Raw genomic sequence first — 23,601 nt, forward strand, 5'->3', positions numbered from 1 at the left:
ACACAAATCCCCAGGAAAACACGCATAAACACCCCCTTCTTTCAGCGGTACATTCCCCTGCTTTCCGCCACCCTCTGGATCAGGTCGTGGAGTGAATCCCGGTCGTATCCGAGGCGCAGGGCCTCGTCGACAAGCGGGGCCACGAAGGCGGCCGGGAGGGCTTCCCTTCTTTCGGCGATGATGATCGCCTTTGCGTCGGGGGTTACGAAGGTGCCGATCCCCCGCCGGGTGCGGAGGATGCCGGCGTCGACAAGCAATGCGAGGCCCTTACGGGCCGTGGCTGGGTTGATGTCGTGGAACTCGGCAAGCTCGTTGGTTGACGGCGCGCGCTCACCGGGGCCGAGGACCCCGTCGATGATGAGATCCTGGACGAAGCGGGCGACCTGGGAGAAGAGGGGTTCCACTGCCGGCTTCATCTCCACTCCCATCGATGGTTCGTTACATATGTAATCAACTATACAAGTGGTTTGGGAACGCACCCGGTGATTCAACCGTTGAAACTGGTACAGGTGCCCCGCCGCGGACGAAGCGTGCTGCTCACGGCGGCCTCCGTGACTAACGGTGCGGAAGTAGTGCACACTAGGGGTGCCCAACGAAAATTTTTAGAAATAGAAGATACGGATTATAGGAGCCATGCTTGAACGCACACTCGTGTTCGTCGACACCTCATACCTGCTGGCCAGCTTTTACAACTCCTGGTCAATCGGCGCACGATCCCAATTAGAAATTGACCTCCCGGAGGTCGTGGCCACTCTCCGGGAAATGGTCACCAACCAACTCGACCAACCCCTCCACCGTCAGTACTGGTACGACGGGATCCCCGAATCCGGCCCCCACCGCTATCAGCGTGCCCTGCGCACCTGCGACGGCGTGCAGCTCCGGACCGGCCAGCTCATCGAGTGGGGCGAGCGCCGCACCCAGAAGGGCGTGGACACCCGCCTCGTCGCCGATGTCGTGGTCAACGCCATGCGCGGCCAGTTCAGCGACTTCGTCCTCGTCACCGGTGATGCCGACATGATCCCGGGCGTCGAGGAGGCCGCCAACAACGGGGTGCGTGTGCACCTCTACGGCTTCGGGTGGGATTCCATGTCCGCCGCCCTCCGCCACGCCTGCGACACCACCACGATCCTGGACCCGCGGGAGGACTTCGCCGACGCGATGCAGCTGCAGGTGCTCGAGGGGCCTCTGCCGCCGAGCATCCGGGAGCGCCCGCTCGGCGATGCCGAGCCCATCGGCTTGGACGAGGGACCTGCCCCGGTGCCTTACGGCGACCCGCTCAGGCCGGAGGACCTGCCGTCATGCGAATCCCCCGGCACGAAGCGGGGGGCCACCGAATCCGCTCCGGTTCCGGAGCGTCGGAGCCCGCATGTCGCGGGGCAGACGGTGCGTTCTTCCGCTCCCTCAGATGCGGCGGAGGATACTTCGATCCCTACACAACCCGCGCGACCCGGGTCGGAGATCCGCCACGCGGAGCGAGAGGAGTTCATCCCCGAGGAGGAGGATGATCCCAGCGAGGTGGAAGTGGAGGTCAACCAGCACACGACGACTCCCGTGCCCGGGTCAGACCCGGCCCCGGGTTCCGAACCCCGGACAGGAGCACCGAAACCAACGCCCAAGCCCTCGATGATGGCGCCCCGGCGCAAACTGCGCTCGCGCTACGTCCCCCTTCCCGAGGAAGTGTGGACATCGGCCGGGTTCCAGACCCCCTACGACGTGGGCAGGCAGTACGCCACGTGGTGGTACGAGAACGCCGCCTCATCTGAGCAGCGGGACAAGGCTCACATGCTCTCGGGTGGCGGCCTTCCCCCCGAGATAGACAGGCCTCTCCTTCAGTTCGCCTGCGAGACGCTCCACGAATACACGCTGAGTGAGAACCAGCGTGTCAACCTGCGCGACGGTTTCCACTCCGGGATCCGCGGGGTGCTCATCAACATCCGCACTTCCAACTAGCGAGGCGGGCCGGGGAATGGTTCCTCCGGCCCGCCTCTTTATGCGCCCGCTACTTCTCGGGAGCGGGGGTCTCGGGGGCGTCGTCACGCGTGTCGCCCTCGTCCCCGATGTACGCCTCGGCCTCGGCAAGCGCGTCGTTGACGCCGCCGTTCGCCGGCGCTTCGGTCTTCGTGGTTTCCTCGGGGGCCTCCTCAATCTCGGCCGGCGCGTCTTGCGCCGCCTCCAGCTCCCCGGTGGCCCCAGCCATGGACGCCCGGATCTCCGCCAGGCGGTTGGACGCGGCGACATCCGTGCCGGCAGACTCGATCTCCGCCATGCGGTCGGTCATCGAACCCTGCGCGAGCTCCTGGGCACCAAGGGCGTTCGCGTAACGACGCTCAATCTTCTCGCGCACCCCGTCGAGCGTCGGGACGTTGTCGTTGCCGCCGTTCTGGGTGATCGAACCCATGGTCTGGGCCGTCTGCTCCTGCATCTTGGCTTGGTCGATCTGACGCTCCAGCTTGGAGACCTCGTTGAGCTGCTCCTGCAGCCGGGCCTCGGACTGCTTCTGCTGGCGCTGCGCCTCGCCCGCCGCCTGCTCAGCCGCGGCGTAGGCGGCCTTCGTCTGCTCCAGCTCCTGCTCCACCGACACCAGCTGGCTGGCGATGACCTCGGCGGTGGTGTTGAACTGCTGGGCCTTTTCATTGTCCCCCGCGGCCGCCGCCTTGTCGGCCGCCTGGATGGCGGTGCGCGCCTTGTTCTGCAGATCCTGCTGGGACTTGAGCAGCCGGTCCATCTTCATCTGCAGCTGGTTGCGGTTGCCGATGATGCTCGCCGCCTGGTTCGTGATCTCCTGGTGGCGCCGCTTGGCTTCGGCGACGGCCTGCTGGACCTGGACCTTCGGATCGGCGTTCTCGTCGATCTTGGTGTCGAAGGATTGCATGAGGTATTTCCAGCCCTTGTTGAACGGGTTCGGCATGGGGCGTCCTTTCGTAAAAGCGGTCTGTGACGCCCGAGTTTACGTAAAAAAACGCCCACCTTTCGGGTGGGCGTGTGCCGGAGGGGCTGGCGCGACCGGTTACTCGCCCTGCGCCTGCTGGCCCTGCTGCTTCTGCTCCTGGTCCAGGGCCTGGTTCTGCTCGGAGATCTGCCGGCGGACGTCATCCATGTCCAGGTCCTTGACCTGCTTGATCAGGTCGTCGAAGGCGGCGGGGGGCAGGGCACCTGCGTTGCGGAAGACCATGATGCCGTCGCGGAACGCCATGAGGGTCGGGATCGCCTGGATCTCCAGCGCGGCGGACAGCTGCTGGTTGGCCTCGGTGTCCAGCTTGGCGAAGGTCACGTCGGTGTGGTCCTTGGACGCGGCCTCGTACGTGGGCGCGAAGGCCTTGCAGGGGCCGCACCAGTCGGCCCAGGCGTCGACGAAAACAATCCCGTCGGCGGTGACGGTCTGCTCGAAGGTGTCTTCGGTGACATTGATGGTGCTCATGTGGTGGCTCCCTAACTTCGTTTTTGTGCTGTCTGTTAGCTTGTCTGTGGGTTCCAACAGTACCAAGGGCCGCATCATTCCCAGGGTGCGAAGCCGGGCTCTGGCACCGGATGGCCCGAGGCAGGACACGAGGTGAGGACTATGCGGAAGAACTACCAGATCAGCGGAACATTCAGCGAGGTTGCGGTGGACTCCCTCGTGGACGAAATCAGCGTCCTGCCCGGAACGCAGGGTGTCGAGGTGGATGCCGAGCGGGGCATCATGGCCGTCACCGGGGAAAATCTCTCGGACGCGCAGATCCTCGACGCCGCCGAGGCTGCCGGTTTCACGCTGGGCGGTGACCTGGCACTCTAGCCGCGCCCGGCCACCCGCCCCGCGTACTATGGGCCGCACCGAGCGAAAGGAGACACCATGGCAACGCGCCAGTTCAACGTCGAGGGAATGACCTGCGAGCACTGCGAGGCGAGCGTGAGGGAGGAGATCTCCGCCATCGACGGAGTCACCGACGTCACCGCCGACCATAAAACGGGCCTGGTGGAGGTCACCGGCGAGGGCTTCTCGGGCGAAGAGGTGTCCAAGGCCGTCAACGAGGCCGGTTACAAACTGGCCTAACGCGGTCCCCCTTCCCGCCGCTTTGCGGCGGGTTCTTTTTTGCCCGCCCGGCACCCCTGTTCTTATACCCCCCGGGGGTATAGAGTAGGCCCCATGACCACCTCCGCCACCACACAGAAGCTTCCCGCAAGCATCGAGCACCTGGAGCTCGGCGTCACGGGCATGACCTGCACCTCGTGCTCCGCCCGGGTGCAGCGCAAGCTGAACAGGGTGGACGGCGTAGAGGCGGCGGTGAACTACTCCACCGAGACCGCCACCGTGGACTACGACCCCGCGCGCACCACCCCCGACGACCTCATCAGAGTCATCCGCGGGGCCGGGTACGATGCCTTCCCGTTATCGCCCGCGCAGCCCGGCGATGCCGCGGACTCCGCGGTGGGCACGGACGCCGCCCGCGAGCGCGAGACTTCCCGCCTGAAGCACACCGCCGCGTGGTCCGCGCTGGTGTCCCTTCCCGTCCTCCTGGTCTCCATGGTCCCCTCCTGGCAGTTCACCAACTGGCAGTGGGCCGCCTTCGCCGCGACGACCCTGGTCTACTTCTCCGCGGGGTCGGTGTTCCACCGCGCGACCCTGGTCAACCTGCGCCACGGCGCGACGACGATGGACACCCTCATCACGATGGGTACCACCGCCGCCTACCTCTGGTCGGTCCGGGCCCTGTTCCTCGGGACGGCCGGCACGCCCGGAATGCGGATGACCATGAGCCTTGTACCCACCCACGCCCGCATGGACGAGGTGTACCTGGAGACGGTCTGCGTGGTGATCACCTTTCTGCTCCTAGGCAGGTGGTTCGAATCGAAGGCGAGGGGGCAGAGCTCCCGCGCGCTTCGCGAGCTGCTGGACATGGGTGCCCGGGACGCGACCGTGCTGCGGGAGGGTCACGAGGTCCGCATCCCGATTTCGCAGGTGGAGGTCGGGGACACCTTCGTCGTCCGCCCCGGTGAAAAGGTGGCCACCGACGGGACGGTCCTTTCCGGGCGCTCCGCGGTTGACGAATCCATGCTCACTGGGGAGTCCGTGCCCCGGGAGGTCGCGGAGGGCGCGTCCGTCACCGGGGCGACGCTGAACACCTCCGGGCGGCTCGTCGTGGAGGCCACCCGCGTCGGGTCCAACACGACCCTGGCCCAGATGGGCCGGCTGGTGAAGGACGCCCAGGCCGGCAAGGCCCCCGTGGAACGCCTCGTCGACCGCGTCTCTCGGGTGTTCGTCCCGGCGGTCATCGCGGTCTCCGTTCTCAGTCTGGCCGTGCACCTCGCGCTCGGCCACGGGCCAGCCGCGTCCTTCGCCGCGGCCGTGGCGGTTCTCATCATCGCCTGCCCCTGCGCGCTCGGTCTGGCCACCCCCACCGCCATTCTGGTCGGGACGGGACGCGGTGCCCAGATGGGCCTGTTGATCAAGGGCCCCGAGGTCCTCGAGTCCACCCGCGAGGTGGACACGATCGTGCTGGACAAGACCGGCACCGTGACCACCGGCGAAATGAGCGTCGACGCTGTGGAGGCTGCTCCCGGGTACTCCCGCGGGGAGCTGCTCGCCCTCGCTGCGGCCGTCGAGGCCGGTTCCGAGCACCCCGTAGCCCGCGCCGTGGTCCGCGCCGCGGATGAGGCGGGAAGCCCGGTCCCCCCGGCAGAGGCGTTCTCCAGCGACCCGGGGATCGGCGTCTCGGCGGTTGTGCGGGGACGCACGGTGCGCGTCGGCCGCCCGGTCGGGGAGCCGGGAACCGGCGGTACCCTGCGCCGCGCCGTCACGCGCGCCGAGGAAAACGGCGCGACCCCGGTGGCAGTGAGCGTCGATGGCCGTGATGCCGGTGTGATCACCGTCCGCGACACCGTCAAACCAGATTCCGGCGCCGCTGTCTCCGAGCTGCGCCGCCTCGGGCTCACACCTCACCTGCTCACCGGAGACAACCGGGGGGCCGCCCGGGCCGTCGCCCGGGAGGTGGGCATCGAGCCGGAGAATGTGACGGCGGGGGTTCTGCCGGAGCAGAAGGTGGACGTCGTCAAGCGGTTGCAGGCCGGGGGAAGGCGCGTGGCGATGGTCGGCGACGGGGTCAACGACGCTGCAGCGCTCGCCCAGGCCGACCTCGGAATGGCGATGGGCGCCGGCACCGACGTGGCCATCGAGGTCTCCGACATCACCCTGATGAACAACTCTCTCACCTCGGCCGTCGACGCGATCCGGCTCTCCCGGCGCACCCTGGCGACCATCCGGGGGAACCTGTTCTGGGCGTTCGCCTACAACGTCGTGCTCATCCCCGTTGCCGCGGCGGGGTTGCTCAACCCACTGCTCGCGGGGATCGCCATGACCTTCTCCTCCGTGTTCGTGGTCTCCAACTCGCTGCGGCTGCGCGGCTTCCGCTCCCGCTTCTCCGGATAGATCCAGCTCATAGCGCTCGCGGACGGGGGCGCGGCTGTACGATTCCTGTCTATGCAGAAGCCTCTCTCCCCCGATCACGCCCCCACAGCGGGGCTGACGCGCACCGAGCGCCTCGACCGCCTTCCCGTCACCCCGAAGCACCGCCGGCTCCTCCTCGGTTCCGGCATCGGCTGGGCCCTCGACGCGATGGACATCGGCCTGGTGTCCTTCATCATCGCCGCGCTCGCCGTGCACTGGCACCTGGACAAGACGACTACCTCGTGGATCGCCTCAGTGGGCTTCATCGGAATGGCCATCGGCGCCTCCCTGGCGGGTCTTTTGGCCGACAAGATCGGGCGGCGCCAAGTCTTCTCCGCGACGCTGCTCGTCTACGGTCTGGCCACGGGCGCGTCAGCGCTCGCTGGTTCCGTCGCCGTGCTGCTGATCTTCCGGTTCATCACCGGGCTCGGGCTCGGCGGGGAGCTCCCGGTTGCCTCCACGCTGGTCAGCGAGTTCTCTCCCCGCCGCGTGCGTGGGCGAATGGTCGTGCTCCTCGAGGCTTTCTGGGCCGTGGGGTGGATTCTCGCCGCGCTGATTGGCACCTTCGTGGTCGCGCGCGGCGACGACGGCTGGCGCTGGGCCCTCGCCCTCGGGGCGGTGCCGGCGCTCTACGCCATCTTCGTGCGCCGCGGCCTGCCCGAGTCGGTACGTTTCCTCGAATCCCGGGGCCGCCACGACGAGGCGGAGGAGATCGTCCGCTCCTTCGAGGCGGAGGCCTCACCCGAGCTTTACGACGACTCCCCCGCCGCCCCCCACACCCCCAGCCGCGGCGGGCTGTGGGGCCCGGACCTGCGCCGGCGCACCCTCGCCTTCTGGGCGGTGTGGTTCTGCGTCTCACTGGCCTACTACGGGGCGTTCACCTGGATCCCCTCGCTGCTGGTGGGGCAGGGCTTCACGCTGGTGAAATCCTTCACCTTCACGCTCATCATCACCCTGGCCCAGCTGCCCGGGTACGCCGCGGCCGCGTGGATCATCGAGGTCTGGGGCCGGCGCGTGACCCTCACCGTCTTCCTCGCCGGGTCCGCCGTGTCCGCTTTCCTCTACGGGATGTCCGGGGCGGAATGGCAGATCATCGCCGCGGGCTGCCTGCTGTCCTTCTTCAACCTCGGCGCGTGGGGTGCCCTCTACGCCATCGGGCCCGAGCTCTACCCCACCTCGATCCGCGCCACCGGCACCGGCGCCGGCGCGAGCTTCGGGCGCATCGGCTCCATCATCGCGCCGCTCGTGGTTCCCCCCATCCTGGCGTTCGGCGGAAGGGAGGCCGTCTTCGGCCTCTTCGCCGCGGCCTTCGCCCTGGCCTGCGCGGCCGCGTTCACGCTGCCCGAGCAGCGCGGCGCCGCGATGGATTGACAGGACTGGCGGGTCGCGGCGGGCTGGGCTACCCGTGCGCCATGTTGACGAAGCGCGAGTAATGGAGCTGGTGGGCCACAGAGATCGTGTCGATGGGCCCGCCGCGGTGCTTGGCCACGATGATGTCGGCCTCACCGGCACGCTCGTCGTCGCGGTCCTGCGAATCGGGGCGGTAGAGCAGGAACACCATGTCGGCATCCTGCTCGAGCGAGCCCGATTCGCGCAGGTCAGCGAGCTGCGGGCGCTTGTCGGTGCGGGCTTCGGGGCCACGGTTGAGCTGGGAGATGGCGATGACCGGCACTTCGAGCTCCTTAGCCAGCAGCTTGAGTTGGCGGGAGAACTCCGAGACCTCCTGCTGGCGCGACTCCACCTTGCGCCCGGAGCTCATCAGCTGCAGGTAGTCCAGCACGATGAGGTCGAGCCCGTGGGTCTGCTTCAGCTTGCGCGCCTTGGAGCGGATCTCCATCATCGTGAGGTTCGGCGAGTCGTCGATGAACAGGGGCGCGTCCTGGATCTCGGTGAGCCTCTGCGTGAGCTTTTCCCAGTCCCCCTCCTGCATCTGGCCGGAGCGCATGGCGGACAGCTTGATCTCCGTCTCCGCCGAGAGCATGCGCATGATGATCTCCGAGGCGCTCATCTCGAGGGAGAAGATCACGGAGGTCTTGCCGTTGGTGATCGAGCAGGAACGCATGAAGTCGAGGGCCAGCGTGGACTTGCCGACGCCCGGACGCGCCGCGATGATCACCATCTGCCCCGCGTGCAGGCCGTTGGTGAGGTTGTCGAGGTCGATGAAACCCGTGGGCACGCCGCGCTCGAGCCCGCCGCCGGACTCGATGAGGGCGAGCTCGTCGATGGTCGGCTTGAGCAGGTCCGACAGGGCGCGGTAGTCCTCTCCGGCCTGCTTCTTCGAGACGCCGAAGACCTCCTGCTGGGCGCGGTCGACGATCTGCTCGACCTCCATGCCCTCCTCGCCCTCGTAGCCGTACTGGACCACGCGGGTGCCCGCGTTGACCAGCTGGCGCAGGATGGACTTCTCCTCCACGATCTCCGCGTAGTAGCGCGCGTTGGCGGCGGTGGGCACCTCGGAGATGAGGGTGTGCAGGTAGGGCGCCCCGCCGACGCGCTCGAGCTCGTTGAGCCGGTCGAGGCGGCCGGCGACGATGAGAACGTCGATGTCGCTGCCCTGCGCGAACAGGTCCAGAACCGCCCGGTAGATGAGCTGGTGGGAGGGGAAGTAGAAGTCCTCGGGGCTCAGCGAGTCGACGACATCCACGACGGTGTCGGGGCTGAGCAGCATCGCACCCAGCACACCGCGCTCCGCGCGCTCGTCGTGCGGCGGCTGCCGGTACTCCCTCAGGTCGTCGCGGCCCTTATTGAAGTTGCTGTAGCGGGTGGACCCGCTTCCCCGGCCCGGGCCGTCGTCGGGCTCGGGCGGCGGGACGTAGCCATCCACATCATCGAAACTCGCGGCCCCGGTTTCACCGGCCATGGTTGCCTCCCTCTACATCGGACTTCATCGTACAGCGGCCACTGTCCGAGGCCGCCCCGTGCCCAAATGAGCGCCTGCAAATGAGCGTCAGTCTGGTGAACCGCCACCGGGTGGCCACGCAGTACCAGACTGGCGCTCTTTTACGGGCGCTCATTTGGGGCGGGCAGCACCGGAAACAAAAGGCGCGGCCCCCACTCCTCACAAGTGGGGGCCGCGCCGAAAGCTGTTGTCGTTGGACCTAGTCTTGCGCGGGACCAGCGGGTCCCGGCTAGGTCGCCGCAGGTGCCTTAGGCGCCCACGACCTCGAAGTTCACCTTGCCCTCCACGTCATCGTGGAGGTTCACCTTCACCTGGTATCCACCGGTCTTGGTGATGAGGCCCTTGGGCACATCGATGCGGCGCTTGTCCAGGGACGGGCCGCCGGCGGCCTTGACCGCGTCGGCGATGTCACCCGGCTTCACGGAGCCGAACAGCTTGCCCGCCTCGGAGGCGCGGACCTTGACGCTGACGCCGGTCAGCTGGTCGAGCTGGTCGCGCAGCTCCTTCGCGTGGTCCATGTCGCGCACCTGACGCTCAGCCTGAGCGCGCTTGATATCTTCGATCTGCTTCTCTGCGCCGCGGGTGGCCGGAATGGCGAGTCCGCGCGGAAGCAGGAAGTTACGTCCGTAGCCGCCCTTGACCTCGACAACATCGCCGGGCTCGCCAAGGTTATCAACGGCAGCGGTGAGGATCAGCTTCATGAATCCTAACCTTCCTAAAGTTGAAAAATTCTGGTGTGTTGAAAACGTTTAGAACGGGGGCTCGTCGTCCATGCCGCCGAAACCGCCGGCGGGGGGAGCGGAATTCCACGGATCATTCTGGGGCTGCTGGTTGCCGCCCTGGCTGCCCTGCTGGGGGCGCGACTGCTGTCCGCCGCCGAAACCGCCCTGGTTGCCACCGAAGTCGCCCTGGGAACGGTTCTGCTGCCCGCCGCCGTATCCGCCCTGGCCACCCTGGCCGCCCTCACGCGGCGTGCGGCTGACGGATGCGGTGGCGTACTTCAGGGACGGGCCAACCTCGTCGACCTCGACCTCGAAAACGGTGCGGTTCTCGCCCTCGCGGGTCTGGTAGGAGCGCTGCTTCAGTCGGCCGTTGACGATGACGCGCATGCCCTTGGACAGGGACTCGGCGACGTTCTCCGCCGCCTGGCGCCACACGTTGCAGGTCAAGAACAGGGCCTCGCCGTCCTCCCACTGGTTGGTGTCACGGTTGAACGTGCGCGGGGTGGACGCGATGCGGAAATTCGCCACTGCGGCACCGCTGGGGGTGAAGCGCAGCTCCGGGTCGGCAACCAGGTTGCCGACGACGGTGATGGGGGTATCTCCTTGTGCCATGCTCTTTTACCTTCCTCGCAGAACGCTCGAATCTGTGGAAACGAGCCTATCCGTTCTTACTTGTCGGTGCGCAGAACCTTGGTGCGCAGGATGTTGTCGTTCAGGCTCAGAACACGGTCGAGCTCGGCCACGGTGTCGGCCTCGCACTCGAGGTTGACGACGGCGTAGACGCCCTCTTCCTTCTTGTTGATCGGGTACGCAAGACGGCGCTTGCCCCACACATCAACCTTCTCTACCGTGCCGTTCTCCTTGCGGACAATCTCGAGGAACTTGTCCAGGGACGGGGCAACGGTGCGTTCATCCTGCTGGGGATCGAGGATGATCATTACTTCGTAGTGACGCACGGACCTCATCACCTCCTATGGTCTAAATGATTATGGTTCGGCCACCGCACTGTGCGGTGGCAGGAGGGTCGTTGCGTCAAGCAACCTCACCAGCGTACCCCACCCGGTTGACGGGGCAAAATGCTTATCGGCGCCCCACCAGCACCTTCTCCCACCTCTGCAGCGGCTACTGGCCGGCGTTGGGCACAGCGATGAACACCGCGATGAAAACCGGGATGATCGTGATGAAGATGAAGGCGGCGATACCGAGGCCGAGGGCGAGGGGGATGTTGCGCCGGCGGGTGGTGGCCAGGAAGGACGCGGCGATGAGCGCGAAGCCGATCACGATGGAGACGATGCCGACGATGGTCGAGGTTGTCACTGCTTTCCTCCTGCCCCGCCCGCGGGGGCGTCGGCAAGCGGTTCCCTCCACTCGTCGGGTGTGCTCGCGAGCGGGTCGTGGCCAAAGTGCGCGTCGGCGACCTTGTCGCGGCGGCGGCCGAGAATCTGCTGGACGACGAGGACCATCATCGCGACGATGAGCGCATCGCGGGCGATGATGACCACGTTGAGGAACTCCCCCGGCACACCCTTGTTCTCCACACCGAGCAGGTACCACATGATGACGGGCCACACCATCATGTCGACCGTCATCCAGGTGAGCAGGAGCCGCCAGTTGGGCAGGGCGAGGACGGCGGGAATGACGAGCCAAAGCGAGTACTGCGGGCTCCACACCTTGTTGAAGAGCAGGAAGAATCCGACCGTGAGGAAGAGGATTTCCGCGATCCGCGGTGTGCGCGGGGCCCGCAGGCCCAGCACCAGCGTGAAGAGGCAGCCGCCGAGGAAGAGAAGGAGCGAGACGGTGTTGAGGGTGGTCGGGGTCTGGCCGGGCGCGTCGAAACCCGTCCACCCCGTGATGCGGGCGGTGACCGCGTAGATGGTGGTCCACTCCCAGCTGCGCTCGGTGTTGAGGCGGTTGAACTCTCCCCAGGCATCCGGGTCGCGCAGGTAGACGGGCGCGTTCACGACGATCCATGACACCGCGGCCGCCCCGGCCATCTTGAGGAAGGGCCCCCACTCGCGCTTGCGGATCGCCAGTGTGAGATAGGCACCGAGTGCGAACAGCGGCCACAACTTGAAGGCGGTGCCCAAGCCGATCATCACCCCGGCCAGCCAGAACTTCCGATTGCGCGCGGCCAGCAGCGCGACGACGAGGAAGAAGACGGAGGGGATGTCCCAGTTGGTGAACGCGTGCATGATCAGCAGCGGGCTTCCCACCACGAGCAGGGTGTCCCAGACGCGGTTCCCCGTCAACTCGGCGACCATGCGCGCGGTGGCCACCCACAGAACCGACATGGTCAGGGCGGTGACGTAGAAGTACCACCCGACGTCGGGCAGGACCCGGTCGGCGAGGAAGTAGGTGTGGCGGGCGATGAGGGCCATCAGGTTCTGGAACATCCCGGCGAGCACCGGGTACTCCATGTACCGGGTGACCCCGCCCTCCACCCAGGAGTAGTCGTAGACGAACCCCGGGTGATCGAGTCCCCGGCCACCGTACAGGGGGACGATGTCGTTGTAGCAGAACGAGGTGTACTGGCGGCTGCCCGACCAGTTCAGGCGCAGTACGCCGTTCTCGTCCGCGGCGCCGTCGGCACAGTTCGCCTTCGACAGGGCCCCGAGGAAGAGGAAGGTCCAGGCGACGGCGAGGATGGAGCGCAGGGGTGTCCAGAACCGGCTGCGGCCGATTGCGGCGAAGCGGCCCATGGGCCCGCCGAGGAACTCGACCCATCCGCGCGCGACGGGTTCCGTCCGCCCCGGCTGGACCCGCTGCGCGGGCTCGGGCCAGGGTGTGGCGGGCCGGGGGTTTTTCCGCCCGCCGGCCGCGGCATCCGCGGCGGGGACCTGCGCTCGCGTCACGTTCTATCCCCCGATCAAATTACCGATCGCGTTCAACGCGTCCTGCACCGGTGGTGGCGCGGGCGCCGGGGCCGGGGCGGCCGGAGCGGGGGCCTGGCCCCCGGTGCCGGTGCCGGTGCCGGTCGGTGTCGTGCCGCCACCGGTGGTGGCCCCGTAGCCGGTCCCCGTGCCGTAACCGGAGGAGCCTGTGCTGTAGCTGTAGGAGCCGCCGAGACCGGTGCCGCCCTTGTAGGGGTTGATGCCCCAGTACACCGGGGACGCATCCGGGAAGCTCTTGAAATCCTGGCCGTCCAGGGCGGTGTCCAGGACGTCCTTCCAGATCCGGGCCGGCGTGTTGGAGCCGAACATGTTTCCGCCCCACTCGTTGAAGATCGGGCTGGTGTTGTCCGCGGTGCCGACCCACACGGCGAGGGCGAGCTGCGGGGTGGAGCCGACCATCCACGCGTCCTTGTTGTTGCCGGTGTTGCCCATCTGCGCGGTACCGGTCTTGCCCGCCGCCGGGCGCCCGCCAGCGAGGGTGGCGTTAGAGTAGGGCACGACCGTCTGCATCGCCTGCAGCACGTTATCCGCCACCTGCTCGGACACCCGGCGCTCCCTGTACTCGGGGTCGACCTGGTAGAGCACGTTGCCGCGGCTGTCGACCACCTTGTCCACGAAGTGGGTCGGCTTGTAGACACCGCGGTTGGTCAGCGTGGCCATCGCGGTGGCCATGTCGATCACGCGGGACTGGTACTGGCCGAGCACGATGCCCTCGTAGGGCTGGCCGCCGTTCTCGCGCAGGGTCATCGGAATGCCGGGGATGGACTTGGCCACACCGAGCGCGTGGGCCATATCCGCGGTGTCCTGGGTGCCGTTTGCCAGCTCGTCCTGGATACGCATGAACGCGGTGTTGGAGGAGGTTCGGGTGGCCTCGGTCATGGAGACCATTCTGCCGCCGCCGCCGTCCCAGTTGGTCACGCTGATGTTGCCGGGCAGCGTCACCGGCGAGGAGTCGAACATCGCGGTCAGCGGGATGCCCTGCTGGAGCGCTGCCGCAAGGGCGAAGATCTTGAAGGTCGAACCCGTCTGCAGCCCGGCGTTGGCGTAGTCCCAGCCGCTGGCCTCGTCACCGCCGTAGTAGGCGCGCACCGCGCCGGAGTTCGGTTCCACGGCGACGACCGCGGAACGGGCGTCGTCCTGGAGGTTGGCCAGCCGGGCGTCGGCAATGCGCTCGACGTCGCCCTGGGTGTTGGGGTCGACCGTGGTGGTGATCTGCAGACCGCGGTTGGTCAGGTCGTCCTCCGTGATGCCGATGCGCTGCAGCTCCGCCATGACCTGGTTCTTGATCAGGCCGTTGGGGCCGGTCGCCTCGGTGTAGGCGGAGTAGCCCTGGGGGTCGCGGGTCTCGGGGTAGACAAGGGTTGCCCGCTGCTCCGGGGTCATCTTGCCCATCTCGACCAGACCGTCCATGACGTAATCCCAGCGGGCGCGGGAGGCGTCCGGGTTGGTCCACGGGTCAAGCTGGCTGGGCAACTGGATGGAGGCGGCGAGGACGCCGCCCTCCTCCGGGGTGAGCTCGCTGGCGGGTTTGTCGAAGAAGGCGTGCGCCGCCGCCTCGATGCCGTACGCGTTGCGCCCGAAGTAGACGGTGTTGAGGTAGGCGTTGAGGATGTCCTGCTTGCTCCAGGAGTTGGTCATTTTGATGGAGTAGACAAGCTCCTTCGCCTTGCGCTCGTAGGAGTGCTCGTTGCCCACCAGCGCGTTCTTCACGTACTGCTGGGTAATGGTCGAGCCACCGCCGGCAGAGGAGTTGCCGGTGAGCTGGCCCAGCATGGCGCGGCCGAAACCGGTGAAGGAGAAACCGGAGTTGGTCCAGAACTCGCGGTCCTCCGCGGCCAGAACAGCGTTCTGCACCTCGGGCGGAACCTGCTCCAGCGGAATCTGCACGCGGTTTCCCTCCGCGGGAACGACGCGGGCGAGCTCGGTCTGGCCATCGTTGAAGTAGAGGTTGGACACCTGCGCGGCATCTATCTCCCCGGGCTGGGGGATGTCCGCCCGCGCGTACGCCCAACCGAACCACGCCAACGGAATAGCGGCCAGAAGCAGGAGCCCCAGGAGCGCGGCAAGGAGCCACTGCATCGCGCGGCTGCGCGGCATGCGGGCGCGGACGGTGCTCCCGCGGGAGGGTCGGGCCGGCGCATCCGCGGTGCCGCCCGGGCGCTCATCCCCGGCGTCCGCCACTTCGCCGGCCTCCCCTGTGGCGCGTGCGGTGGAGGAGGAACCCTCGCTGGTGGTGCGGGCATCGTCGTCGCGGCCCGCCGCGGTGCGGTCATCTTTGTTTGTCACGAAATATCCCTGCGTCGTCCCTGCATCGTCGCAGCGCGCCCTCCCCGCCCTTGCCTCCCAAGGCGGGAAGAGCGCGGGACGCGCATGCTGGATTACTAGGTGATACCCTACTTCCTCTGACGCTGAATCATACTACTGGTGACGCTGTGACTTCCCTCAGCAGATGGTTCCACCTGCAGTGCACGCACACCTCCACCGTGTGGACGGTGATCGGCCCGACTTCCCCGACCAGCGCGTCGATCTCCTCCTCGCTGCGCGCGGTGCCCGAACGACGGCCGAGGTTGTCCCCGTAGACCCACGCGACCACACTCATCTCCCGCCCGCACACCGGGCACGGCCGGTCGGACGGGACCCCGTGGTAACGGGCGGCGGCGCGCAGCAGAAAGTCCGCGTCGCACAGCTCGTCGGCGGGCACGCGCCCCCGCATGTATTCGCGCAGCGTGGCGCGCCTTTCCCACTCATGGGAAATCTCGCAGTCGTAGGCAAACATCAGGCCCATCTTACCGGTGCAGCGCCATGTTCTCCCCACACGGAGTGGTGGTAACATTGCGGCTTAGTTTTGCAATGATAAGAAGGTAAAGAATGACCGACGCAGCAGACTCCCCCACCTCCGCCCACTCCGCAGACGGGTCGGCCGCCCCCGACCCGCACGCCATCGCCGAGCGCATCCGCCCGGCCATGACCAGCCTGTACGTCACCTACTTCCGCATCGCGGAGCATTCCGACCTGACGGGGCCGCAGCTGTCCATCATGGCCCGCCTCGAAGCCGACGGCCCGTCGCGCATCAGCAGGATCGCGGAGGCCGAGGGTGTGCGCATGCCGACGGCCTCCAACACGGTGAATCAGCTGGAGAAGCGCGGTCTGGTCCGCCGCGCCCGCGATGAGGCGGACCGCCGGGGCGTGAGCGTGGAGCTGACGGAGAAGGGCCGGGAGGAGCTCGCCCGCGTGGGCGACGAGCGCACGGACTACCTCGCCGACATGATCCGCACCCTCGATCCCGAGCAGCTGCGCAAGGCCGACGACCTCGTCGACGTGATCAACGCGCTCGCTGATGCCTACGTCAACGCTCCCGTTTCCGGAAAACGCGATTAAAAGGCGATAATGAACGGGATCTAAGTCCCCTACCCCCTTCACCTATCGCATGACTTCCGAACCTTCCCGCCCCGGGCGGCCCTTCGAACCGGCCACCTACACCCCGGAGCGGCCCCTGCGCATCGTCGTCGGCTGGGACAAGTCCGGCAGCGACGGCATCGAGCTCGCCGCGTGGTTCGGTAAGTCCCTTCCCATATCCGTCAGCGTCATCTCCGCCGCCCCGCGCACGTGGAAGAAGCCCATCTCCCGGAAGAAGCACGAAAAGTGGCTGAAAGCGGAGACGGAGAAGTTCACCCGTCTCGCCGACGGCGTTCTCAAGGAGCATCTTCCCCGCTCGCAGTGGGCCGCGGAGCACTGCACGCTCATCGACGCCCAGGATGAGGCGGCCGCCCTCACCGAGGCCGCCAAGCGGTTGAGCGCCGACATCATCTTCCTGGGCTCGGCCGCGAAACTGAAGAAGGCCCGCTTTTTGGCCTCCTCGGTCGCGGAGGCGATCATGCACTCCTCACCCCTCCCCCTGGGCCTGGCACCCAAGGGCCTGAAGCTGTCGAAGAAGGGGATCACGCGGATCAACTACGTCTTCCTCCGCCCGGACCGCGGCCAGGACACCTCAGGACTTCGTGCCGCGGCCCGTCTCGCCGCCCGTCTGGGCGTCCCGCTGCGCCTCGTCTCCCTGTCCCCGGAACTCCCCGGTGAAGCCGTCTTTGATGCCGCGATCGGCTCCCCCGAGGAGGTCGCCGACTGGCACGAGGCCTCCCTGTCGCTCCTCGACCTCGCGCGGGACGAAGTCTTCGCGGCCACCGCCTCCGAGGCATCCGCGCCCTTGGAGGTGGAGACCTGCCTGGCCAACGGCAGCGGGTGGAAGAAGGCCACCGCCTGCCTGAAGTGGAAGAAGGGGGACTTGATCTGCCTCGGTTCCCACCCCGCCGCGCCCCACCGGAGGGTTCTGGTGGGGTCGCGAGCGAGCGAGTTCCTGCGCTTCGCCCCCGCTCCGGTGGTGATTTATCCCCGGGTGGACGCATAAGCTGGAGCCATGCGCGACCACCCCGAGAACGACCTGCACACCGAGGCCGACCACTACAACCGCCCGCGCCCGGAGCCACGCAGCTTCGACGAGCTCGCCGACCAGCCCGATCCGCTGGAGGAGGCAAGGCGGAACCATCGCTCGACGCGCCAGGCTTTGCTGTACGCCGCGGCAACGGTCGCGGTGACGGCGCTCGTTGGGTTCCTCACCGCGTTCATCACCCGCAGCCAGGGAGGGCCGCTGTGCGACGCGGGCGAGGCGGCCTGGCTCTGCTCCTCCGGTTCGCGGACGTGGTGGGCCGTGGTGAACTCGATCCCCCCGGTGGTCATGCTCCTCGGCTGCGCGGTGATCATGGTGCGCAAGCTCAACCGCTACGAGCGCTGGATGCCCTGGATGGGCATCTTCTGGCTGCCGATCGTTCCTTTCACCATGTGGTGGCTGACCATCACGGTGGGCATCATCGCCCACGACACCGTGTAGGACCTAGCCGGCCGCGCACTCCGCGCAGCGCGGCTCCCGCTCCCGGCAGGCCTCGCAGCTGAGGTACTGCTCCCGGCACTCCGGCTCGTTGGCACAGTTGTAGAACTGGTTCGTTGCTTCGCCGCAGTGGACGCAGTGGCCGAGCTGCACGAAGTTCGGATCCCCGGGGGCCCCGAACTCAGTGTGCATGCGCTTGTCAAAGACGTAGAGCGAGCCCTCCCACAGCCCCTCGTTGGCGAACTTTTCGCCGTAGCGGACAATGCCCCCGTCGAGTTGGTAGACATCCTTGAAGCCGCGGTTTTTCATCAGGCTGGACAGCACCTCGCAGCGGATCCCGCCGGTGCAGTAGGAGATGACGGGACGGTCCTTCATCCAGTCGTACTTGCCGCTCTCCAGCTCGGCTATGAAGTCGTGGGTGGTCTCCACGTCGGGCACGACGGCGTTCCTGAACCGACCGATCTGCGCCTCCCTGGCGTTGCGCCCGTCGAAGAAGACGGCGTCGGGGTGGGCGTCGACAAGCTCGTTGACCTGTTCCGGGGTGAGGTGCGTGCCCCCGCCGACGACCCCGTTTTCGTCGACCTTGACCTCCTCTGGCGCACCGAATGCGACAACTTCGTCGCGCGCCTTGACGCTCAGTTTGGGGAAGTCCCCCGCCCCTCCCTCCGACCACTTAAACTCCATGCCGCGGAAGTATTCCCGAGTCCTGCGGGCGTAGGTCTTGCAGGCGGTGATGTCGCCGCCGACGGTGCCATTGATGCCGTGGGGCGAAACAATGATCCTCCCGCGCAATCCCAGCCCCTCGCAGAGGTCGCGCTGCCAGAGTCGCACGGCCTCCGGGTCCGCGACGGGCTGGAACTTATAGTACAGGAGGATCTTGCTGGTCATACCCAGCATTCTAGGTCAGGGGCGTTAGTCGACCCGCTGGCCCTTCTCGTTGTAGGTGAAGAAGCCGCGGCCGACCTCCATGCCGATGCGGCCCTCGGCGATCATTCCGGAGGCGATTTCCTGGAACTTCAGCACCCATGGTTCAGGGCTAGGCTTGAGCTGGCTGACGGCGAGCACCGTGCGCAAACCAACGCTGTCCATGACCTCGAATGGGCCGCGGGGTGCACCGGTGGAGTTACGCCAGTCCCGGTCCACTTCCACGGGCTCGGCAATATCGTTCGCCAGCAGGAACTGACCGGCCTCCAGGAACGGAACGAGCAGGGTGTTCAGGATGTAACCCGGCTGCTCCTTCTTCAGCTTGACCGGAACCATGCCGATGTTCTCGGCGAATTCAGCGACGACGTCCACGTACTCCGGGTTGGTGGAAGCCTGTGGCATAACCTCGGCAGTGTTTCTCAGCCAGATGTGGTTGGCGAAGTGCAGGGCGAGGAAGCGCTGGGGGTCGCCGGTTGATTCGGCGAAGAGGCTCGGCAGGAGCGTGGAGGTGTTGGTGGCGAAGATGGCGTCGGCCGGGGCGGCCTTGCCCGCGCGCTCCCAGACATCCTTCTTGATCTCCAGCTTCTCCGGGACGGCCTCGATGATGAGGTCGGCCTCACGCACCGCGTCCTCGAGGTCCGAGGTCAGCCGGAGGCGCGTGCGGGCATCCGCCATGGAGTCCTCGGTGACGTCCGGCAGCTCCGCGACCATCTGGCCCCCGAAGGTGTCGAAGCGCTTCGAGGCGGCCTGGAGGGCCTCGTCGTTGATGTCCCACGAGACAACGTTGAAGTCGTGGTTTGCGGTCACTAGCGCGATCTGGGCACCCAGCACGCCGGCACCCAGCACGGTCACATTCTTGATAGCCATAAGCCCGACTATAGGCCCGCCAATAGGTTTTCGCCGGGTGGGCACGAGCGGCCCCGGGGCCGGGGGCCGGTCCGGGGCCGCTGCGGGCGGGGGCGAATCCCCGGGTCAGCGCTTGTGGTACAGCGCCTTCTTCCAGTACTTCGGCTCGGAGGTCACCATCACTCCGAGGTTGCGGAAGATGCCCTCGTCCACCGATCCGAGGATGGTGGTCGCGTGTGCGTCGCAGCCGCGCAGCTGCGGCAGCTGCTCCAGGGCGCGCGCGGCGTCCGGGTTGTCGGCCGCGGAGGCGGACAGCGCAATGAGGACCTCGTCGGTGTGCAGGCGCGGGTTGGACGAACCCAGGTACTTCGTCTTCAGCGACTGGATCGGTTCGATCGATGCCGGGGAAAGGAGGTGCACGTCGTCCGGGATGCCGGCAAGCAGCTTGAGCGCGTTGAGCAGCACCGCAGCCGAAGGGCCGAGGAGGTCGGAGGTCTTCCCGGTGACGATGCGACCGTCGGGAAGCTCAAGGGCGACGCCCGGCTTGCCGCTCTGCTCCGCGACCTCGAGGGCGGGCTTGACGACGACCCGGTCCTCGACGCTGCACTCCGCCTTGCGCATCACCGTGGAGATGCGGTCGGAGATGGTGGAGTCCGCGTCGGTGCGGCGCTCGTCGACAAGCGCCTTGTAGTAACGGCGGATGATCTCCTGCTTCGACGCGTGGCGGCAGGCCTCGTCATCCGAGATGCAGTACCCCGCCATGTTCACGCCCATGTCCGTGGGCGACTGGTAGGGGTCCTCCCCCGTGACCTCGCGCAACAGCGCCTTGAGCAGCGGGAAGACCTCGATGTCGCGGTTGTAGCTGGTGACCTGCTTGCCGTAGGCCTCCAGGTGGTAGCTGTCGATGACGTTGATGTCGTCGAGGTCGGCGGTGGCGGCTTCGTAGGCCAGGTTCACCGGGTGGCTCAGCGGCAGGTTCCAGATCGGGAAGGTCTCGAACTTGGCGTAACCGGTCGGGATGCCGCGCTTGTGCTCGTGGTAGATCTGCGACAGGCAGGTGGCCAGCTTGCCGGAGCCGGGGCCCGGGGCGGTCATGACGATCAGGTCTCGGGTGGTCTCGGCGTACTCGTTGAGCCCGAGGCCCTGCTCCGAGACGATGAGCGAGGTGTCGTTGGGGTAGCCGGGGATGACGCGGTGGCGCGCCACCTTCAGTCCCAGGCGGTGCAACCTGTCGATGAACGCCTCCACCTGGGGGGTGCCGTCCTCGACCTGGGTGACCACGACGTTCTCGACGAGGAAACCGAGCTCGCGGAACGCGTCGACGAGCCGTAGGACATCGTCTTCGTAGGTGATGCCGAGGTCGGCGCGGACCTTCTGGCGAAGGATGTCACCGGCGTTGACGCACACCATGATCTCGACTTCATCCTTGATGCGCTCGAGCATGGCGATCTTGTTGTCGGGCGTGAACCCGGGCAGGATGCGGGAGGCGTGGTGGTCGTCGAAGAGCTTGCCTCCCATCTCCAGGTAGAGCTTGCCGCCGATCTCGTTGCGCCGTGCACTGATGTGCTCCGACTGCATCTCGATGTACTTCTCGCGGTCGAATCCAGTGGTATACGGCATGGGGCCTTCCTTTCGCGTGCGAACGAAGAAAGTCTAGCGCGCCCGCGCCGGAATTCACCGGCGCGGGCGCGCTACCAAAAGGCTTCTAACCTACCCCCAGGATTCGCACGGAAGTTCTACAGGTTGTGGGCCTGCTTGAACTCGCGGCGGCGGGCGTGGAGGATCGGCTCGGTGTAACCGGAGGGCGAGGACGTCCCCTGGAAGATCAGGTCCTTCGCCGCCTGGAAGCCGATGGAGCGGTCGTAGTCGGCGGCCATCGGCAGGTAGTTGGCATCGCCCGCGTTCTGCTCATCGACGACCTTGGCCATGCGCTTCAGCGACTCCAGCACCTCATCCTCCGAAACCACGCCGTGGGTGATCCAGTTGGCGAGGATCTGGGAGGAGATGCGCAGGGTGGCGCGGTCCTCCATCAGGTCGACGTTGTGGATGTCCGGCACCTTGGAGCAGCCGACACCCTGCTCGACCCAGCGGACCACGTAGCCGAGGATGGACTGGCAGTTGTTGTCCAGCTCCTCTCGCTTTTCCTCGTCCGACCAGGTGTCGCCGTCGGCCACGGGCACGGTGAGCAGGTCCGCCAGGGAGTCGCGGCGGCCCGCGGTGCGCAGCTCCTCCTGGACGGCGGCGACGTCCACCAGGTGGTAGTGCGTGGCGTGCAGGGTCGCGCCGGTCGGCGAGGGTACCCACGCGGTGTTCGCGCCCTCCTTCGGCTGGCCGATCTTCTTCTCCACCATGGCGGCCATGTGCTCGGTCTCCGCCCACATGCCCTTGCCGATCTGCGCGCGGCCCGGAAGGCCGTGCTCGATGCCGGCGTCCACGTTGTTGTTCTCGTAGGCCTGCTTCCACGGCGCGGTCTGCAGGTCCGCCTTGCGCACGAAGGGGCCGGCGTACATGGAGGTGTGGATCTCATCGCCCGTGCGGTCGAGGAAGCCCGTGTTGATGAACACCAGGCGATCGGCCGCATTGGCGATGCAGGCATCGAGGTTGACGGAGGTGCGGCGCTCCTCGTCCATTACGCCGACCTTGACGGTGTGGCGCGGCAGGCCGAGGATCTCCTCCACGCGGTCGAAGATCTCGTTGGTGAAGGCGACCTCGTCCGGGCCGTGCTGCTTCGGCTTCACGATGTACATGGAGCCCGTGCGGGAGTTGCGGTGCGGGTTGTTCTCGCGCAGGCCCGGGATGGCGGCCGCGGCGGTGATGAGGGCGTCTAGAAGCCCCTCGGGGACCTCCTCCCCGTCGACGAGGATGGCGGGGGTGGTCATGAGGTGCCCGACGTTGCGGCACAGCATCATGGCGCGGCCGTGGAGGCGCACCTCGCCGCCCTCGCGCGAGGTGTAGACGAGGTCGTCGGCCTGCTTGCGCTCGAAGCTCTTCTCCCCCTTGGAGACGGTTTCGGAGATGTCACCCCTGTTCAGGCCGAACCAGGTGGCGTACGCGGCGGCCTTATCGGCACCGTCGACGGCCGCCGCGGAGTCCTCGAAGTCCATGATGGAGCTCACGGCGGATTCGAGCAGAACGTCCTTGACGTGGGCCTTGTCCGTCTTTCCCACGGGGTGCTCCGCGTCGATCTGGATGATGACGTGCAGGCCGTTGTTCCGCAGTACGATGCCCTCGGGGGCGTCCTGGGAGCCCTGGAAGCCGACGTACTGGGCCGGGCCCTTCAGCCCGTGCTCGGAGCCGGCCACGGTGGCCTTCAGCTCGCCGTCGGCCACGGAGTACTTATCGACGTCCGCGTGGCTGGCACCCTCGAGCGGGACCGCCTTATCCAGGAAGTCGCGGGCCCAGGCAATGACCTTGTCGCCGCGCACCGGGTTGTAGCTGGTGCCCGGCTCGGCGCCGCCCTCCTCGGAGATGACGTCGGTGCCGTAGAGGGCGTCGTAGAGCGAGCCGTAGCGAGCGTTGGCGGCGTTGATGGCGAAGCGGGCGTTGGTGATGGGCACCACCAGCTGCGGGCCGGCGACCTCGGCGAACTCGGAGTCGACGTTCTCGGTGCGGATCTGCGCGTCGCGCGGCTGATCCACCAGGTAGCCGATCTCGCGGAGGAACTTCTCGTGCTCGGCCGGGTCGGGCTGGCCCGGGTTGGCGCGGTAGTAGTCGTCCATCTGCTTCTGGAATTCGTCGCGGCGCGCGAGGAGCTCCCTGTTCTTCGGGGTGAGGTCCGCGAAGTACTTCGCGGCGCTCTCCCAGAAGGTGTCGGCGTCGAGGCCGATCTCGGGGAGGAGCTCGTTGGTGACGAACTCGTGGAGCGGCTGGGCCACCTTAAGGCCGGCCACCTCAACGCGTTCCGTGCGGTCTTCGAAGTGAGGTGTGGTCATAGGACACAATCCTTTCGGTGAGGGTGTTTCGGTTTCGGCCCAGCCCCGCTGTTCCCGCCGGGGCGGGTGGGGGACGTCGCCAAGCAC

At 67.1% G+C, this 23,601-nt stretch carries 23 protein-coding genes; 8 read left to right on the forward strand and 15 right to left on the reverse strand.

Annotated features, from left to right (window positions below):
- Positions 1-41 precede the first annotated feature (41 nt).
- Positions 42-416, reverse strand: a complete 375-nt coding sequence (locus B3611_RS07025) for a GntR family transcriptional regulator (RefSeq protein WP_291314373.1) — start codon at positions 414-416, stop codon at positions 42-44.
- A gap of 217 nt (positions 417-633) precedes the next feature.
- Between B3611_RS07025 and B3611_RS07030 the strand changes: the two genes are divergently transcribed.
- Positions 634-1,950 carry an NYN domain-containing protein gene (locus B3611_RS07030; protein ID WP_291314374.1) on the forward strand — a complete coding sequence of 439 codons (1,317 nt, stop codon included), beginning with the start codon at positions 634-636 and terminating at the stop codon, positions 1,948-1,950.
- Between the two features lie 49 nt (positions 1,951-1,999).
- On the opposite strand, the gene B3611_RS07035 is transcribed toward B3611_RS07030, so the two are convergent.
- Both B3611_RS07035 and B3611_RS07040 read right to left on the reverse strand, forming a co-directional pair.
- On the reverse strand, positions 2,000-2,908 hold the full coding sequence (locus B3611_RS07035) for a PspA/IM30 family protein (RefSeq protein WP_291314375.1): 909 nt from the start codon (positions 2,906-2,908) through the stop codon (positions 2,000-2,002).
- A gap of 99 nt (positions 2,909-3,007) precedes the next feature.
- Positions 3,008-3,418, reverse strand: a complete 411-nt coding sequence (locus B3611_RS07040; RefSeq protein WP_291314376.1) for a thioredoxin family protein — start codon at positions 3,416-3,418, stop codon at positions 3,008-3,010.
- 141 nt (positions 3,419-3,559) lie between these two features.
- Between B3611_RS07040 and B3611_RS07045 the strand changes: the two genes are divergently transcribed.
- From B3611_RS07045 to B3611_RS07060, 4 genes are all read left to right on the forward strand, one after another.
- Positions 3,560-3,772 carry a copper chaperone gene (locus tag B3611_RS07045; RefSeq protein ID WP_291314377.1) on the forward strand — a complete coding sequence of 71 codons (213 nt, stop codon included), beginning with the start codon at positions 3,560-3,562 and terminating at the stop codon, positions 3,770-3,772.
- A gap of 57 nt (positions 3,773-3,829) precedes the next feature.
- A complete protein-coding gene (locus B3611_RS07050; protein ID WP_291314378.1) occupies positions 3,830-4,030 on the forward strand; it encodes a heavy-metal-associated domain-containing protein in 201 nt (66 codons plus the stop codon).
- A 93-nt stretch (positions 4,031-4,123) separates the two neighbouring features.
- Complete coding sequence (locus B3611_RS07055) at positions 4,124-6,403, forward strand: heavy metal translocating P-type ATPase (protein WP_291314379.1); 2,280 nt, start codon at positions 4,124-4,126, stop codon at positions 6,401-6,403.
- Between the two features lie 51 nt (positions 6,404-6,454).
- Entirely contained in the window at positions 6,455-7,792 is a 1,338-nt protein-coding gene (locus B3611_RS07060; RefSeq protein ID WP_291314380.1) for an MFS transporter, read from the forward strand.
- Positions 7,793-7,820: 28 nt separating this feature from the next.
- On the opposite strand, the gene dnaB is transcribed toward B3611_RS07060, so the two are convergent.
- The 8 genes from dnaB to B3611_RS07100 all read right to left on the reverse strand — a co-directional run bounded on the left by dnaB (position 7,821) and on the right by B3611_RS07100 (position 15,709).
- Positions 7,821-9,281 (reverse strand): replicative DNA helicase, encoded by a 1,461-nt coding sequence (gene dnaB / locus B3611_RS07065; RefSeq protein ID WP_291314381.1) that lies wholly within the window; start codon positions 9,279-9,281, stop codon positions 7,821-7,823.
- Between the two features lie 287 nt (positions 9,282-9,568).
- Positions 9,569-10,021, reverse strand: coding sequence for a 50S ribosomal protein L9 (gene rplI / locus B3611_RS07070; protein WP_291314382.1), 453 nt, complete (start codon positions 10,019-10,021; stop codon positions 9,569-9,571).
- A gap of 48 nt (positions 10,022-10,069) precedes the next feature.
- Entirely contained in the window at positions 10,070-10,654 is a 585-nt protein-coding gene (locus B3611_RS07075) for a single-stranded DNA-binding protein (protein WP_291314383.1), read from the reverse strand.
- Positions 10,655-10,710: 56 nt separating this feature from the next.
- Positions 10,711-11,007 carry a 30S ribosomal protein S6 gene (gene rpsF / locus B3611_RS07080; protein WP_291314384.1) on the reverse strand — a complete coding sequence of 99 codons (297 nt, stop codon included), beginning with the start codon at positions 11,005-11,007 and terminating at the stop codon, positions 10,711-10,713.
- Positions 11,008-11,164: 157 nt separating this feature from the next.
- Positions 11,165-11,359: a hypothetical protein gene (locus B3611_RS07085; RefSeq protein WP_291314385.1), complete on the reverse strand. Its 195-nt coding sequence runs from the start codon at positions 11,357-11,359 to the stop codon at positions 11,165-11,167.
- Positions 11,356-12,741, reverse strand: coding sequence for a glycosyltransferase family 87 protein (locus B3611_RS07090; protein ID WP_291314578.1), 1,386 nt, complete (start codon positions 12,739-12,741; stop codon positions 11,356-11,358). The genes B3611_RS07085 and B3611_RS07090 overlap by 4 nt, the downstream gene beginning before the upstream one ends.
- 156 nt (positions 12,742-12,897) lie before the next feature.
- Positions 12,898-15,114, reverse strand: coding sequence for a transglycosylase domain-containing protein (locus tag B3611_RS07095; RefSeq protein ID WP_414646318.1), 2,217 nt, complete (start codon positions 15,112-15,114; stop codon positions 12,898-12,900).
- Positions 15,115-15,346: 232 nt separating this feature from the next.
- Positions 15,347-15,709 (reverse strand): DUF5318 family protein, encoded by a 363-nt coding sequence (locus B3611_RS07100; RefSeq protein ID WP_414646315.1) that lies wholly within the window; start codon positions 15,707-15,709, stop codon positions 15,347-15,349.
- Positions 15,710-15,897: 188 nt separating this feature from the next.
- Here B3611_RS07100 and B3611_RS07105 point away from each other — a divergent pair, with 188 nt between their 5' ends.
- The 3 genes from B3611_RS07105 to B3611_RS07115 are packed head-to-tail and all read left to right on the forward strand — an operon-like array spanning position 15,898 to position 17,815.
- Entirely contained in the window at positions 15,898-16,311 is a 414-nt protein-coding gene (locus B3611_RS07105) for a MarR family winged helix-turn-helix transcriptional regulator (protein ID WP_291314580.1), read from the forward strand.
- 49 nt (positions 16,312-16,360) lie between these two features.
- Positions 16,361-17,335: a universal stress protein gene (locus tag B3611_RS07110; RefSeq protein WP_291314387.1), complete on the forward strand. Its 975-nt coding sequence runs from the start codon at positions 16,361-16,363 to the stop codon at positions 17,333-17,335.
- A gap of 9 nt (positions 17,336-17,344) precedes the next feature.
- Positions 17,345-17,815: a hypothetical protein gene (locus B3611_RS07115; protein WP_291314388.1), complete on the forward strand. Its 471-nt coding sequence runs from the start codon at positions 17,345-17,347 to the stop codon at positions 17,813-17,815.
- 3 nt (positions 17,816-17,818) lie between these two features.
- Here the strand turns inward: B3611_RS07115 and B3611_RS07120 are convergent, their stop codons facing one another.
- The 4 genes from B3611_RS07120 to B3611_RS07135 form a co-directional block, all read right to left on the reverse strand.
- Positions 17,819-18,700 carry a rhodanese-related sulfurtransferase gene (locus tag B3611_RS07120; RefSeq protein WP_291314389.1) on the reverse strand — a complete coding sequence of 294 codons (882 nt, stop codon included), beginning with the start codon at positions 18,698-18,700 and terminating at the stop codon, positions 17,819-17,821.
- Positions 18,701-18,724: 24 nt separating this feature from the next.
- Positions 18,725-19,603: a 3-hydroxyacyl-CoA dehydrogenase gene (locus B3611_RS07125; protein WP_291314390.1), complete on the reverse strand. Its 879-nt coding sequence runs from the start codon at positions 19,601-19,603 to the stop codon at positions 18,725-18,727.
- 105 nt (positions 19,604-19,708) lie between these two features.
- Entirely contained in the window at positions 19,709-21,202 is a 1,494-nt protein-coding gene (locus B3611_RS07130; RefSeq protein WP_291314391.1) for a DUF1846 domain-containing protein, read from the reverse strand.
- Positions 21,203-21,318: 116 nt separating this feature from the next.
- Positions 21,319-23,514, reverse strand: a complete 2,196-nt coding sequence (locus B3611_RS07135; RefSeq protein ID WP_291314392.1) for a malate synthase G — start codon at positions 23,512-23,514, stop codon at positions 21,319-21,321.
- Positions 23,515-23,601: the final 87 nt, after the last annotated feature.

Source organism: Corynebacterium sp. UBA2622, assembly GCF_002339505.1.
GTDB lineage: Bacteria > Actinomycetota > Actinomycetes > Mycobacteriales > Mycobacteriaceae > Corynebacterium.

Bases quoted from the DNA above. Each gene is read 5' to 3' on its own strand.
- B3611_RS07025 (WP_291314373.1), bottom strand. From the start codon at position 416: ATGAAGCCGGCAGTGGAACCCCTCTTCTCCCAGGTCGCCCGCTTCGTC.
- B3611_RS07030 (WP_291314374.1), top strand. From the start codon at position 634: ATGCTTGAACGCACACTCGTGTTCGTCGACACCTCATACCTGCTGGCC.
- B3611_RS07035 (WP_291314375.1), bottom strand. From the start codon at position 2,908: ATGCCGAACCCGTTCAACAAGGGCTGGAAATACCTCATGCAATCCTTC.
- B3611_RS07040 (WP_291314376.1), bottom strand. From the start codon at position 3,418: ATGAGCACCATCAATGTCACCGAAGACACCTTCGAGCAGACCGTCACC.
- B3611_RS07045 (WP_291314377.1), top strand. From the start codon at position 3,560: ATGCGGAAGAACTACCAGATCAGCGGAACATTCAGCGAGGTTGCGGTG.
- B3611_RS07050 (WP_291314378.1), top strand. From the start codon at position 3,830: ATGGCAACGCGCCAGTTCAACGTCGAGGGAATGACCTGCGAGCACTGC.
- B3611_RS07055 (WP_291314379.1), top strand. From the start codon at position 4,124: ATGACCACCTCCGCCACCACACAGAAGCTTCCCGCAAGCATCGAGCAC.
- B3611_RS07060 (WP_291314380.1), top strand. From the start codon at position 6,455: ATGCAGAAGCCTCTCTCCCCCGATCACGCCCCCACAGCGGGGCTGACG.
- dnaB (WP_291314381.1), bottom strand. From the start codon at position 9,281: ATGGCCGGTGAAACCGGGGCCGCGAGTTTCGATGATGTGGATGGCTAC.
- rplI (WP_291314382.1), bottom strand. From the start codon at position 10,021: ATGAAGCTGATCCTCACCGCTGCCGTTGATAACCTTGGCGAGCCCGGC.
- B3611_RS07075 (WP_291314383.1), bottom strand. From the start codon at position 10,654: ATGGCACAAGGAGATACCCCCATCACCGTCGTCGGCAACCTGGTTGCC.
- rpsF (WP_291314384.1), bottom strand. From the start codon at position 11,007: ATGAGGTCCGTGCGTCACTACGAAGTAATGATCATCCTCGATCCCCAG.
- B3611_RS07090 (WP_291314578.1), bottom strand. From the start codon at position 12,741: ATGGGCCGCTTCGCCGCAATCGGCCGCAGCCGGTTCTGGACACCCCTG.
- B3611_RS07100 (WP_414646315.1), bottom strand. From the start codon at position 15,709: ATGTTTGCCTACGACTGCGAGATTTCCCATGAGTGGGAAAGGCGCGCC.
- B3611_RS07105 (WP_291314580.1), top strand. From the start codon at position 15,898: ATGACCAGCCTGTACGTCACCTACTTCCGCATCGCGGAGCATTCCGAC.
- B3611_RS07110 (WP_291314387.1), top strand. From the start codon at position 16,361: ATGACTTCCGAACCTTCCCGCCCCGGGCGGCCCTTCGAACCGGCCACC.
- B3611_RS07115 (WP_291314388.1), top strand. From the start codon at position 17,345: ATGCGCGACCACCCCGAGAACGACCTGCACACCGAGGCCGACCACTAC.
- B3611_RS07120 (WP_291314389.1), bottom strand. From the start codon at position 18,700: ATGACCAGCAAGATCCTCCTGTACTATAAGTTCCAGCCCGTCGCGGAC.
- B3611_RS07125 (WP_291314390.1), bottom strand. From the start codon at position 19,603: ATGGCTATCAAGAATGTGACCGTGCTGGGTGCCGGCGTGCTGGGTGCC.
- B3611_RS07130 (WP_291314391.1), bottom strand. From the start codon at position 21,202: ATGCCGTATACCACTGGATTCGACCGCGAGAAGTACATCGAGATGCAG.
- B3611_RS07135 (WP_291314392.1), bottom strand. From the start codon at position 23,514: ATGACCACACCTCACTTCGAAGACCGCACGGAACGCGTTGAGGTGGCC.